Origin of the sequence: Aureimonas populi (genome assembly GCF_017815515.1) — a bacterium.
In the GTDB taxonomy this organism is placed as follows: domain Bacteria; phylum Pseudomonadota; class Alphaproteobacteria; order Rhizobiales; family Rhizobiaceae; genus Aureimonas; species Aureimonas populi.
This window is the reverse complement of the sequence record NZ_CP072611.1, coordinates 1,990,969-2,005,099: the sequence shown is the minus strand read 5'-3', so window position 1 is coordinate 2,005,099 and position 14,131 is coordinate 1,990,969. Positions and strand designations below refer to the sequence as shown.

Annotated in this window: 4 protein-coding genes, 2 tRNA genes and 3 rRNA genes; all 9 read right to left on the bottom strand. The window is 62.9% G+C overall.

Annotated features, from left to right (window positions below):
- Positions 1 to 59 precede the first annotated feature (59 nt).
- Entirely contained in the window at positions 60 to 1,316 is a 1,257-nt protein-coding gene (gene ugpB / locus J7654_RS09220) for a sn-glycerol-3-phosphate ABC transporter substrate-binding protein UgpB (RefSeq protein ID WP_245195759.1), read from the bottom strand.
- 207 nt (positions 1,317 to 1,523) lie between these two features.
- Positions 1,524 to 3,050, bottom strand: a complete 1,527-nt coding sequence (betC, locus tag J7654_RS09215) for a choline-sulfatase (RefSeq protein WP_209735624.1) — start codon at positions 3,048 to 3,050, stop codon at positions 1,524 to 1,526.
- A gap of 59 nt (positions 3,051 to 3,109) precedes the next feature.
- Complete coding sequence (locus J7654_RS09210) at positions 3,110 to 6,259, bottom strand: efflux RND transporter permease subunit (RefSeq protein WP_209735623.1); 3,150 nt, start codon at positions 6,257 to 6,259, stop codon at positions 3,110 to 3,112.
- Between the two features lie 36 nt (positions 6,260 to 6,295).
- Entirely contained in the window at positions 6,296 to 7,384 is a 1,089-nt protein-coding gene (locus tag J7654_RS09205) for an efflux RND transporter periplasmic adaptor subunit (RefSeq protein WP_209735622.1), read from the bottom strand.
- 599 nt (positions 7,385 to 7,983) lie between these two features.
- Positions 7,984 to 8,098: ribosomal RNA gene (gene rrf, locus J7654_RS09200) — 5S ribosomal RNA — on the bottom strand.
- An 85-nt stretch (positions 8,099 to 8,183) separates the two neighbouring features.
- A 23S ribosomal RNA gene (locus J7654_RS09195) occupies positions 8,184 to 11,005 on the bottom strand.
- A gap of 595 nt (positions 11,006 to 11,600) precedes the next feature.
- Positions 11,601 to 11,676, bottom strand: a tRNA-Ala gene (locus J7654_RS09190).
- Between the two features lie 46 nt (positions 11,677 to 11,722).
- Positions 11,723 to 11,799 (bottom strand) — tRNA-Ile (locus J7654_RS09185).
- Between the two features lie 247 nt (positions 11,800 to 12,046).
- A 16S ribosomal RNA gene (locus J7654_RS09180) occupies positions 12,047 to 13,531 on the bottom strand.
- The 16S, 23S and 5S rRNA genes sit together here with 2 tRNA genes alongside, the layout of an rRNA operon.
- Between the last annotated feature and the right edge of the window lie 600 nt (positions 13,532 to 14,131).

The window sequence follows — 14,131 nt, the reverse complement described above, 5'->3', positions numbered from 1 at the left end:
GCCGGACAGGCAGGGGCCGGACAAACGCCCGGCCCCGCTCCATCGTCGTTTCGGCGCGTTTACTGCGTCGCGGAGGCGATGGCGGCGTTGCCGCGCTCCACGGCCTTGTCGAGGGCGGCCTGCGCGTCCTGGCTGCCGTTCAGCATCGACTCGAACTCCTCGTTCTGGATGTCGCGCACCTGCGGCAGGTTCGGCAGGCGCACGCCGCGCGAGTTCTCGGTCGGCGCCTTGCCCATCATTTGCGTGATCGGCGTCTCGCGGCCCGGATTCTCCTCGTAGAAGCCGGACGCCTTCGTCGCCTCGTAGGCGGCCATGGTCACGGGCAGATAGCCCGATTCCTCGTGCAGGCGCTGCTGCACCTCGGTCTGCGACAGGAAGTTGAAGAACTCGGCGACGCCCTTGTACTCCTCGTCCGGGCGCCCGTCGAAGACCCAGAGGCTGGCGCCGCCGGGAATGGTGTTCTGCGGCGCGCCCTCGGCGTTCCCCTCATAGGGAAGCTGGCCGATGCCGTAGTTCATGCCCGAATTGACGACATCGCCGAGGCCGCCCGAGGATTCGGTGAGGATGGCGCACTCGTTCGAAAGGAAGAGCTGCTTGGCCTCCGAGGTGCGGCCGCCGTAGCGGAACACGCCGTCACGCGCCAGGTCCGCGATGGCCTGGAAGTGCTCGACATAGATCGGCTCGTTGATCTTGAGCTCCACATCCGGGCCGGCAAGGCCGTTCTCCTGCGTGCCGTAGGACACGTCGTTCCAGGCCGCGAAGTTCTCCAGATGGATCCAGGTCAGCCACGTGGACGTGTAGCCGCAGGGCGCGGCGCCCGAATCCTTGATCGTGCGCGCGGCCTCGAACACCTCGGCCCAGGTGGCGGGCGGGCTTTCGGGGTCCAGCCCGGCGGCCTCGAACGCGTCCTTGTTGTAGTAGAGGACGGGCGAGGACGAATTGTAGGGGAAGGACAGCATGGTGCCGTCCGGGCGCGAGTAATAGCTGACGATGCCCGGCAGATACTGCGCCTTGTCGAAGGCGTAGCCGCCCTCCTCCAGCACCTCGGCCACCGGGCGCACGGCGCCTTCGGCGCCCATCATCACGCCGGTGCCGACATCGAAGACCTGGATGATGGCCGGCGCCTGGCGCGCGCGGAAGGCGGCGATGCCCGCGTTCAGCGTCTCGGGATAGGTGCCCTTGAACACGGGGACGAGGCGGTAGTCGCTCTGGCTCTCGTTGAACTCGGCGGCCAGGCGCTCCACCACGTCGTTGTTGGCCCCGCTCATGGCGTGCCACCACTGGATCTCGGTCTGCGCCGCGGCGGGCGCGGCCATGGTGCCGGCAAAGAGCAGGGCGGCGAGAGCGCCGGCCTTCTGGAAGGTCTCAGTCATCTGGATTTCGCTCCCATTGAACGCCGCGACATGCGGCCGGGCACCACCCTCCTAGCGGCGCCGGCCAACGGCTTGATGAAATTTCTATGACAGTTCGGTAACGTCGGAAAGCCCTGATCACGCTTTCCTTTCACGCCCCGACCGCGATTCTCACAACTCTTTCGGCCGCGGGTAGCGCTGCGCGCTCTCCAGGACGTTGAGGTCCATGTGGTTGCGCATGTACCGCTCGGAGGCCTTCTGCAACGGCTGGTAGTCCCAGGGAAAATACGCGCCGTTGCGCAGCGCCTCGTAGGTGACGTGCCGGCGCGCCTGGCTGGCGCGCACCGCTTGGTCGAAACCGGCAAGGTCCCACCGCGCCGCCGCCATCTCGCGGAACCGGGCGAGGACCCCGGCCGCCTCCGGGTCTTGCGAGCGCTCGTCCAGCTCGTGCGGATCGGCGGACAGGTCGAAGAGCTGGTCGGGATCGGCCGGGCAATGGCTGAACTTCCAGCGCCCCTCGCGCAGGCAGACCATCGGTGCGACGGAGCCTTCCGCCGCATATTCCATCGGCACCGCCGCGCCCCTCGCGCCGCGCGCCGCGGTGGCCAGCAGCGAAAGGCCGTCGAGCCACTGCGCCTGCGCCGCCAGGTCGATCCCGGCCAGCTCGGCCAGCGTCGGCACGATGTCGAGCGTGGAGACCGGCGCCTCGACCAGGGACCCTTCGCGCCCCGGCACGTGCAGCATCAGCGGCACCCGCGCGGAAGGCTCGAAGAAGTTCATCTTGAACCAAAGGCCGCGCTCCCCCAGCATGTCGCCATGGTCGGAGACGAACAGGATGGCGGTGTTGCCGGCCATGTCCGTCGCCTCCAGAACGTCCAGAAGCTCGCCGATCTTCTCGTCCACATAGGAGAGGTTGGCGAAATAGGCGCGGCGCGAGGCGGCGATCATCTCGTCGGTGATGTCGTAGGCGCCGTCCTCGCACGCTTCCATCAGCCGTCGCGAATGCGCGTCCTGCCGCTCGAGGGGGAGACGCTTCACCTCCGGCAACAGCGCCGAGCAGTGCTCGTAGAGGTCGAAGAAGCGCGGGCGCGCGACATAGGGGTCGTGCGGATGGGTGAAGGAGACGGTGAGGCAGAACGGCCGTGAATCCTGCCGTCGCGCCAGATCGTAGAGCCTGGCCTTGGCGTGGTGGGCCACCTCGTCGTCATATTCGAGCTGGTTGGTGATCTCGGCCGTTCCCGCGCCCGTGACGCTGCCGAGATTGTGATACCACCAGTCGATGCGCTCCCCCGGCCTGGTCCAGTCGGGCGTCCAGCCGAAATCGGCCGGGTAGACATCCGTCGTCAGCCGCTCCTCGAAACCGTGGAGCTGGTCCGGGCCGACGAAATGCATCTTGCCGGAAAGGCACGTGCCGTAGCCCGCGCGCCGCAGATGATGGGCGAAGGTGGGAATGTCGGAGGGGAATTCGGCGGCATTGTCGAACACGCCGGTGCGCGAGGGAAGCTGCCCGCTCATCAGGCTCGCCCGCGCCGGGGCGCAGAGGGGGCTGGCGGTATAGGCGTTGGCAAAGCGCAGCGAGGCGCCCGCCAGCGCCCTGAGGCGCGGCACGTGCAGGAAATCCGCCGGCCCGTCGGGGAACAGGGTTCCCGCCAGTTGATCGACCATCAGGATCAGGATGTTGGGGCGAGCGTCCGGCATGGCGTTCCTCTTGCGCATCGGCCCGCTCTAGCCGGCCCCCCACGCGAAGGACAAGGGGCTCATTCCGCCGGTTGCGGGCCCGCGCCGGCCCCGTGGGCCGGATGATCGCCCGGCGCCCTGGGCAGGAAGCGCCCGATGCGCCGGGCGAAGCCATCCAGAAGGGTGAGGATCACCGGCACGAAGATCAGCGTCAGGAGCGTGGAGGAGATCAGCCCGCCGATCACCGCATGGGCCATGGGCGCGCGCTGCTCTCCGCCCTCGCCCGCGCCGATGGCGATGGGCAACATGCCGAAGATCATCGCCAGCGTCGTCATGACGATGGGCCGAAGGCGCACGGCGCCGGCCTCCACGAGGCTGTCGTGGAGCGACATGCCCGCCGCGCGCGCCTGGTTGGAATAGTCCACGAGGAGAATGGCATTCTTCGTCACCAGCCCCATCAGCATGATGAAGCCGATGATGGAGAAGATGTTCAGCGTCGAGCCCATGACGAGGAGCCCCAGCAACACGCCGATCAGCGAGAGGGGCAGCGTCATCATGATGGCGACCGGCTGGAGGAAGGAGCCGAATTGCGAGGCGAGAACGAGGTAGATGAAGATCACCGCCAGGCCCAGCGCCTGCACGGCATAGCCCAGGCTTTCCTGCATGTCCTGCGTCTCGCCGCCGAAGACGACCCGCATTCCCGCCGGCACCTCGATCCGGGCCAGCGCGGCCGTCAGGTCGGCCGACACGTCGCCGAGCGCGCGCCCGGACACGTTGGCGTCCACCCGCACCTCGCGCGAAAGGTCGCGGCGATTGATGGTGGTCGGGGCGATGGATTCGACGATATCGGCCACCTGCTCCAGACGCACGATAACCGGGCGCTCGTTCGCATCCATGCGGCTCGTGGCCAGCGTCAGGTCGCGCAATTGCTGGGCCCGCTCGCGCTGCTCGCGTGGCAGGCGCACCATCACGTCGTAGGATTCCCCGTCCGGCGCGTTCCAGACCGAAACGGCATCGCCCGCGATCAACGGGCGCAGGAGATTGGCGATATCCTCCACCGAGACGCCGAGGTCGTCGGCAGCCTCGCGGCGCACGCGCACCGCCAGTGTCGGGCGCTCGTCCTCGATGGAGGATTCGACCTCTACGGCGCCCGGAATGGCGCGCAGCGCGGCGGCGACCTCGCCCGAGACCCGGCGCAGATCCTCGTCCGAATCGCCAAGGACCGAGATCTGAAGCGGCTTGCCGCCCGGCCCCGCCACCGCGTTCTGGTTGATCGACACGTCGAGCCCGGCGATGACCGAAAGCCGCTGGCGCAGCGGCTCGGCAAGGGAAGCGGCCGACATAGAGCGCTCCCCGAGCGGCAGCATCGTGACCTGGATATTGGCGGCGTTGAAGCCGCGCGCGCCCGCCGAGTTCACCGTGGAATAGGTGGAGGCGATATCGGGAAACTCCGCCAATGCGGCCTCGACCTGGCGCACCTTCACCGCCGTATAGTCGAGCGAGGACCCCTCCGGCACCTCGATGACGATGGAGAACTCGCCCTGGTTGCCCTGCGGCAGGAACTCGCCCCCGATGCGCGGCACCAGCATCAGGCTGCCGGCGAAGACGACGAAGACCGCGATGACAGTGAGGGCGCGATGGGCGAGGCTCCAGCGGATCACGTCGCGATAACGCTCGGCGACGCGCGTGAAGCCGCGGTCGAACCGCTCCACCAGCCGCCCGACCGGCCCGCGCCGGGCATCCGGCTGGGCCTGCGGATCGTACCAGACGCTGGAGAGCATGGGGTCGAGCGTGAAGGCGACGAAGAGCGAGATGAGCACCGCCACCGACACGGTGACGCCGAATTGCAGGAAGAAGCGGCCGATGATGCCGCCCATGAAAGCGACGGGCAGGAAGACGGCGACGATCGACAGAGTGGTGGCCACCACGGCGAGGCCGATCTCGTTCGTCCCGTCCAGCGCGGCCTGCCGGTGGCTCTTGCCCATGTGGAGATGGCGCGTGATGTTCTCCCGCACCACGATCGCGTCGTCGATCAGGATGCCGATGGCCAGAGACAGCGCCAGAAGCGTCATCGTGTTGAGCGTGAAGCCGAGGAAGTAGATCACCGCGAAGGTGCCGATCACCGAGATCGGCAGCGTCAGGCCGGTGATGACGGTGGAGCGCCAGGAATTCAGGAACAGGAAGACGATGGCCACCGTCAGCAGCGCGCCCTCGATCATCATCTGCTGGACATTGGTGACGGAGGCGGCGATGGACCGGGAATTGTCCTGCGAGATATCGAGGACGATGTCCTCGCGCGCCAGTTCCCGGGAAAGCACCTCGATCTCGGCCCGCAGGGCCTGCGCCACGCCCACCGTGTTGGCGCCCTGCACCTTCACCACATCGACGCCCAGCGCCGGGGCTCCGTTGCGGGTGGCCCGGCTCGTGAGCTCCGCGCCTCCGTCCAGAATACGGGCCACCTGGCCGAGATAGACCGGATAGCCGCCATCGCGCGCGACGATGATGCGCTCGAAATCCGCGACATCGCCGATGCGCCCCTCGATGGTGACGATCCGCTGGTCGTTGCCGGAGGTGATGTTGCCGGCGGCGCGATCCTGGTTCTCGCGCGCGACGGCCTCCAGCACGCGCGAAGCCGCGATGCCGAACGCCTCCAGCCGCTCCGGCTCGATCATCACCAGCACCTGCCGGTCGCTACCGCCCACGATGGTGGTCTGCCCCACGCCCTCGATGACGTTCAACCGACGGGTGATGATCTGGTCGGCAATGCGCGTGATCTCGGACAGTTCGCGCGTGGGCGAGGATACGGCCACCGAGAGGATCGGCGCGTCGTCGGGGTTGAAGCGCGTGATCTGCGGCGTGTCCACCTCGTCGGGGAAGCCCGCCTCGAGCTGGGCGACGCGATCGCGCACTTCCTGCGCGGCAAGGCGCGAATCGACGTCGAGCTCGAATTCGACGATCACCAGCGAGCGGCCCTCGAAGGATTCGGACTGGACGCTCTTGATGCCGCCGATGGTGTTGACCGCCTCCTCCACGCGCCGCGTGACATTGGTTTCCACCGTCTCCGGCGCGGCCCCGGTATAGGTGGTGGCCACCACCACGACGGGCAGGTCGATCTCGGGAAACTCCTCCACGCTCATGCGCGAGAAGCCGAACAGGCCGATCACGAGGATCGCCGCCATCATCATGGTGGCGAAGACCGGATGGGAAACGCTGATGCGGGTGAGGAACATGGCCGTCGGGCTTTCCGGGGCCGCGCCCCTCTACGCTTAGAGTTCGGCCATCCGATATTCGACATCGGGCCTGAGATCGGGCAGCGGCGCGGTGACGACGAGATCGCCCTCATCCAGCCCGGCGACGACCTCCACCATGTTTCGATCAGGCCAGCGCGTGCCGATTTCCACCGCCTGGCGCCTCAACCGACCGCCCTCGCCCTTCAGGACATAGTCGCCGCCCTCGTCCCGGCGGATCGCGGCATCGGGCAGCGCGATGACATCGGGCGCCGCCTGCGTTCGAAGCGCCCCGACGGCGAACATTCCGCCGCGCAGGAGCCCGTCCTCGTTGTCGATCTGGAGGAAGACCGGCACGGCGCGCGAGCCGCCGACCGCGACGGGGCTGACCCGGGCGACACGCGCCTCGAACCGGCGCCCCTCGATCCCGTCGACCTGCATCTCGGCACCCTGCCCGACCTGCACCTTCACGATGCGCGTGGTGGGAACGCCGACCTCGATCTCCATGAGCGAGGGATCGACAAGGCCGAGAAGCTCCGAATTGATGCCCACCGCCTGGCCCGGTTCGACCGCCCGCGAGGAGACCACGCCCGAGAACGGCGCGAGGACCCTGGCTTCACGAAGCTGATAGCGCGCCTGGGCAAGCTCGGCCTCCAGCGTCCGCAACTGCGCCCGCAGATTGAGCACGGAGGCCTCCGCCTCGCGCACCGCAGCCTCGGCCGCAAAGCCGGACTGGCCAAGGCGCTGGCTGCGCTCCAGCGTGAATTCGGCAAGGTCGAGTTGCGCCTGCGTGGCCGCCACGCTCGATTCGCGCGCGGCCAGGCCGGCCTCCAGAAGCTCGCGGTCGAACTCCACGAGGACGTCGCCTACGGCAACCGCTTCACCCACCTGCGCGTGGACCGAGACAATCGTACCGGACAGGGGCGCTGCGATCGTCGCGCGCCGCACGGGACGCAGCGCGCCTGAGATGCGCACATCGTCCACCACAGTGCTTCTCGCGACCCGAGACATCTCGATCTGCGCCAGTTCCACCGGCCCATCCGCCGGCTCCGCTACCGCGAGCGCCAGCGTGGAAGCGGGGTCCGGCGAAGCATCCTGGCCGTTACGATAATACGACGCCAGGCCCATTCCCCCCCCGACGACGAGGACCGACAGGACAAGAAGAACTCTCCGGGGGCCGGCCATGATGCGCAGATCCGAAACGCTAGGGACGAGACAGTGCATCAAGATAGGAAGCGAAGATGGTGAGAGGAAGACCTGTGTCCTTGTTGCTGCGGTTACCGGCGAGCGGCGGAACTATTTTGCCGGTGAATGGTGCGATGTGTTGACGCTGGTTTGTATGAGCCGTGGCATTGCGGGCTTTGGCTTTTGGGGATGGGTTTTGCGAAGGTTTTTGCGGCCCCGTACGGTTGCGTGTTTTGATGTGTGCGGGTTCCGGGGTGCGTTCAGTTCGAAGTCTGGTTGGCAGCGTTGTTTTGAGGGTGTGGCTGTGTGCGCGGCGCTTGCGGCGGCTTGGTTCGGGCGGCGTGGGACCGATGGCGGACGTTTCGGGGAGCCTTGCCGGGACCGGCGCCTTGTGCCCTGCCCGTCTGCCCTTGTGCGTCTTGCGCTGATGCCCGGGATCGCCGGGGCGTTCCGCGTGGGTGTGCGAACGCAAAAAGCCCCCGCCGGTTTTGACCGTGCGAGGGCTTGGATGGGGTGTGAAGGGAGGGGGATGTGATTTGCAGACCTGGCAGCGACCGACTTTCCCGCGTCTTGAGACGAAGTATCATAGGCGCTGAGGCGTTTCACGGCCGAGTTCGGAATGGGATCGGGTGCAGCCACCTCGCTGGAACCACCAGGTCGGCAAATCACATCTGTTCTGGAAGCTGGTATTGAGACGAAGCGCCATTGCCGTCGCGAGAGCGATGAGCATTGGCGAATGAGAACGATCAAGCCGATCGAGCTATTAGTACCGGTAAGCTTCATGCGTTGCCGCACTTCCACACCCGGCCTATCGACGTGGTGGTCTTCCACGGCTCTGATAGGGAATACTCGTTTCCAGGTGGGTTTCCCGCTTAGATGCCTTCAGCGGTTATCCCGACCGTACATAGCTACCCTGCACTGCGGCTGGCGCCACAACAGGTCCACCAGAGGTACGTCCATCCCGGTCCTCTCGTACTAGGGACAGATCCTGTCAATATTCCTACACCCACGGCAGATAGGGACCGAACTGTCTCACGACGTTCTGAACCCAGCTCACGTACCGCTTTAATTGGCGAACAGCCAAACCCTTGGGACCTGCTCCAGCCCCAGGATGCGATGAGCCGACATCGAGGTGCCAAACAACCCCGTCGATATGGACTCTTGGGGGTCATCAGCCTGTTATCCCCGGCGTACCTTTTATCCGTTGAGCGATGGCCCTTCCACTCGGGACCACCGGATCACTATGACCGACTTTCGTCTCTGCTCGACTTGTCTGTCTCGCAGTCAGGCAGGCTTATGCCATTGCACTCGACGACCGATTTCCGACCGGTCTGAGCCCACCATCGCGCGCCTCCGTTACTCTTTGGGAGGCGACCGCCCCAGTCAAACTACCCACCATACACTGTCCCGGACCCGGATGACGGGCCGCGGTTAGACATCCATGACGATAAGGGTGGTATTTCAAGGATGGCTCCACGCGAGCTGGCGCCCACGCTTCAAAGCCTACCACCTATCCTACACATGCCGACACGAATGCCAGTGTAAAGCTATAGTAAAGGTGCACGGGGTCTTTCCGTCTGACCGCAGGAACCCCGCATCTTCACGGGGAATTCAATTTCACTGAGTCTGCGTTGGAGACAGCGGGGAAGTCGTTACGCCATTCGTGCAGGTCGGAACTTACCCGACAAGGAATTTCGCTACCTTAGGACCGTTATAGTTACGGCCGCCGTTTACTGGGGCTTCGATTCAAAGCTTGCACCTCTCCTCTTAACCTTCCAGCACCGGGCAGGCGTCAGACCCTATACGTCGTCTTTCGACTTCGCAGAGCCCTGTGTTTTTGATAAACAGTCGCTACCCCCTGGTCTGTGCCACCACCATACGGTTGCCCGCATGGAGGTCACGCTTCTTCCGAAGTTACGCGTGCAATTTGCCGAGTTCCTTCAACGCAGTTCTCTCAAGCGCCTTGGTATGCTCTACCAGTCCACCTGTGTCGGTTTCGGGTACGGTCTATACGGTGGGGCTATTTCCTGGGACCCCTTCGCTGCCGAACCAATCCGATAAGGATCGACAACACACAGGATCCGTCACTCACCACCAGGCCCACGATTATTAACGTGGTTCCCATCGACTACGCCTTTCGGCCTCGCCTTAGGGGCCGGCTAACCCTGCTCAGATTAACTTTAAGCAGGAACCCTTGGACTTTCGGCGAGGGAGTCTCTCACTCCCTTTATCGTTACTCATGTCAGCATTCGCACTTCCCATACCTCCACCGGCCCTCACGGGTCCGGCTTCAACGGCCTAGGGAACGCTCCGCTACCGCTTGCATCATAGATGCAAACCCACAGCTTCGGTGTATGGCTTGAGCCCCGGTACATTTTCGGCGCAAGAACCCTTAAATCTAGACCAGTGAGCTGTTACGCTTTCTTTAAATGATGGCTGCTTCTAAGCCAACATCCTGGTTGTTTTGGGATTCTCACATCCTTTCCCACTTAGCCATAACTTGGGGACCTTAGCTGGTGGTCAGGGTTGTTTCCCTCTCCACGACGGACGTTAGCACCCGCCGTGTGTCTGCCGGACAGCACTTCCAGGTATTCGGAGTTTGGTTGGGTTTGGTAAGACGGTGAGTCCCCCTAGCCCATCCAGTGCTCTACCCCCTGGAGTGTTCATCCGACGCTCTACCTAAATAGATTTCGCGGAGAACCAGCTATTTCCGAGTTTGATTGGCCTTTCACCCCTAGCCACAAGTCATCCCAATCTATTGCAACAGATGCGGGTTCGGTCCTTCAGTGCGTGTTACCGCACCTTCAACCTGCTCATGGCTAGATCACTCGGTTTCGGGTCTAATCCGACGAACTGAACGCCCTGTTCAGACTCGCTTTCGCTGCGCCTACACCTACCGGCTTAAGCTCGCTCGCCAGACTAAGTCGCTGACCCATTATACAAAAGGTACGCGGTCACCAATGATGGCTCCCACTGTTTGTAGGCATCCGGTTTCAGGTTCTCTTTCACTCCCCTTGTCGGGGTGCTTTTCACCTTTCCCTCACGGTACTGGTTCACTATCGGTCATGCACGAGTACTTAGGCTTGGAGGGTGGTCCCCCCAATTTCAGACAGGATTTCACGTGTCCCGCCTTACTCGAGGACCTCAAAGAGCATTGCGCCTACGGGACTATCACCCACTCATGTCAGGCTTTCCAACCTGTTCGGCTTCTCTCATATGAGGCCACTGGCCTGGTCCGCGTTCGCTCGCCGCTACTGACGGAGTCTCGGTTGATGTCCTTTCCTTCGGGTACTTAGATGTTTCAGTTCCCCGAGTTCGCTTCTAACCCCTATGTATTCAGAGTCAGATACCTTTTTGACGATCCTTGGAAACCGCAGCGCCACCGGAAAGCTCGCGCCCTCCAGTGCCGTTCCGATTTTCCAAGGATCAAAGGTGGGTTGCCCCATTCGGAAATCCACGGATCAAAGCTTATTCGCAGCTCCCCATGGCTTATCGCAGCGTATCACGTCCTTCATCGCCTGTGCATGCCAAGGCATTCACCAGATGCCCTTAAGACACTTGATCGTTCTCATCGCCAATGCTCATCATTGCCCGCCTGCTCACGCCGGCGATCCATCGGGATCGCCGTCTGCGCAGGGCGCGGTCCATCAGGACCGACGGCCGTTCGGCCTCGCGAACCCAAAAGGGTTCGATCGGCGTCACGTCCTTCGGAGGATGAACAACTCGAACAAGAGAGAGACGAGCATTGTCGCTTCATTCTCTTCAGAAGCGCCGACAACACCGGCCCGCGTGCAACGGGGATCGGCGTCCTGCGACGGCGCTTCATGCCAACTCCATCCGCTCGGGACGGAATTGACGAAAGACCAGCTTCCAGAGACGGGACCCGATGATGGCGGTCAGGCACATCAATCGCTCGACCCGAACGGCGAACCGCTCGGGCGGGTATGGCGCAGAATGAACTCCAGGAGGCGATGAACCTCCTGGCACCCTGCCCCGGACGGGATCGCATCGCACTCAGGCGCCAGCGATCCCTCAGGACCCGTCTTCTCTTCACATTGTCATCAGAACAGGCAGACACTCGACCCGTTGGCCAAGGCTGCAAACCTTTTCTTTCCCCTGGATGACGACCCCGCGCTCGACACGCACTCCCCGAAAGAAGTGGTGGAGCTTGTCGGGATCGAACCGACGACCCCCTGCTTGCAAAGCAGGTGCTCTCCCAGCTGAGCTAAAGCCCCGATCGCCTGCCCGGGTCCACCAGACCCGACAAACGAGCGTCAGGTCTGGTGGGCCCGGGTAGATTCGAACTACCGACCTCACCCTTATCAGGGGTGCGCTCTAACCAACTGAGCTACGGGCCCGATCTCGGCTCGCCCGGCAACCCAAGGGCTGCACGGGCCAAACATCCAGTGAAGAAAGAGAAACGAGGGCGGCGGCGCCTGCCTGACCACAACCATCCGAGGATGGCATGGCGCTTTTGTATGCGCGGCATCAACCTGACTGGTCGACACCTTGTTCTAAAACAATCCGATACGGTTCTGTCCGGGCAGTCGCCCAATCCCGAAGGACAGGATGACGGGCCGGAGGGCCGTGAGGGATCGTCCTTAGAAAGGAGGTGATCCAGCCGCAGGTTCCCCTACGGCTACCTTGTTACGACTTCACCCCAGTCGCTGACCCTACCGTGGCTGGCTGCCTCCCTTGCGGGTTAGCGCACCATCTTCGGGTAGAACCAACTCCCATGGTGTGACGGGCGGTGTGTACAAGGCCCGGGAACGTATTCACCGTGGCATGCTGATCCACGATTACTAGCGATTCCAACTTCATGCTCTCGAGTTGCAGAGAACAATCCGAACTGAGACGGCTTTTTGGGATTCGCTCACCATCGCTGGCTGGCTGCCCATTGTCACCGCCATTGTAGCACGTGTGTAGCCCAGCCCGTAAGGGCCATGAGGACTTGACGTCATCCCCACCTTCCTCTCGGCTTATCACCGGCAGTCCCCCTAGAGTGCCCAACTGAATGATGGCAACTAAGGGCGAGGGTTGCGCTCGTTGCGGGACTTAACCCAACATCTCACGACACGAGCTGACGACAGCCATGCAGCACCTGTGTCCACGTCCCGAAGGAAGGAAGCCGTCTCCGGCAACCGTCGTGGCATGTCAAGAGCTGGTAAGGTTCTGCGCGTTGCTTCGAATTAAACCACATGCTCCACCGCTTGTGCGGGCCCCCGTCAATTCCTTTGAGTTTTAATCTTGCGACCGTACTCCCCAGGCGGGAAGCTTAATGCGTTAACTGCGCCACCGAAAGGTAAACCCCCCGACGGCTAGCTTCCATCGTTTACGGCGTGGACTACCAGGGTATCTAATCCTGTTTGCTCCCCACGCTTTCGCACCTCAGCGTCAGTACCGGACCAGTGAGCCGCCTTCGCCACTGGTGTTCCTGCGAATATCTACGAATTTCACCTCTACACTCGCAATTCCACTCACCTCTTCCGGACTCAAGACACCCAGTATCAAAGGCAGTTCCGGGGTTGAGCCCCGGGATTTCACCCCTGACTTAAATGTCCGCCTACGTGCGCTTTACGCCCAGTAATTCCGAACAACGCTAGCCCCCTTCGTATTACCGCGGCTGCTGGCACGAAGTTAGCCGGGGCTTCTTCTGTGGGTACCGTCATTATCGTCCCCACTGAAAGAGCTTTACAACCCTAGGGCCTTCATCACTCACGCGGCATGGCTGGATCAGGCTTGCGCCCATTGTCCAATATTCCCCACTGCTGCCTCCCGTAGGAGTTTGGGCCGTGTCTCAGTCCCAATGTGGCTGATCATCCTCTTAGACCAGCTATGGATCGTCGCCTTGGTGAGCCTTTACCCCACCAACTAGCTAATCCAACGCGGGCTCATCCATCCCCGATAAATCTTTCCCCCAAAGGGCGTATACGGTATTAATTCCAGTTTCCCGGAGCTATCCCGTAGGGTTGGGTAGATTCCCACGCGTTACTCACCCGTCTGCCACTCACCCCGAAGGATGCGTTCGACTTGCATGTGTTAAGCCTGCCGCCAGCGTTCGTTCTGAGCCAGGATCAAACTCTCAGGTTTGTAATAAGAGCTATCCCGACTAGTCACTGTCTCAAAGCATCGACGAGAGTTATCGAAAACGGCCAAACGCCCGGCCAGCCAAAGCCAACCAGACAAAATCAACCGATCCCACTCCCCATCCTCGCAAAACCAGCCAAAACCAGCCCCGCGCCAGATGAGAAACGTACACTCTCTATCGTCAGAGACCTGTGAACCGTCGGTTCATCTCTCCAGAAACCTCAAGACCCAGCCAAAGCCAGACCCCTCGGTCCCCGCAGACAACCGCCGTCCACGTCTCTCTTTCTTCTTCAATCTTCAATTCTCAAAGAACCCGGCAAAACCCAAAAGCTCGCCGCTCGGCCAAAACCCCCTTCCGGGAACCCAGCCTCAAAGCATCCAAAGACACTCCGAATATCGTACCAACTACAGCATCCAAAGGCGCAAAACCGAGCCGGTACAGCCGAACCCCAAGGAAAATCCCCGAAACCCAACCGCCAGCTCAACTTTCCGGCAGTCCAGAACACAGCGTCCCCGCCCCGTCCAAACCGCCCCGGCGCCCACCGCCGTCGTCGATGAGCGGCTTATAGGACGGCCCGGCGCCGTTGGTCAACAGCCAATTTC

What these genes read in the sequence shown, in the direction of transcription:
- J7654_RS09205 (WP_209735622.1), bottom strand. Translation starts at nt 7,384, where the DNA reads ATGGGCCTGGCGTCGTATTATCGTAACGGCCAGGATGCTTCGCCGGAC.
- ugpB (WP_245195759.1), bottom strand. Translation starts at nt 1,316, where the DNA reads ATGGCCGCGCCCGCCGCGGCGCAGACCGAGATCCAGTGGTGGCACGCC.
- J7654_RS09210 (WP_209735623.1), bottom strand. Translation starts at nt 6,259, where the DNA reads ATGTTCCTCACCCGCATCAGCGTTTCCCATCCGGTCTTCGCCACCATG.
- betC (WP_209735624.1), bottom strand. Translation starts at nt 3,050, where the DNA reads ATGCCGGACGCTCGCCCCAACATCCTGATCCTGATGGTCGATCAACTG.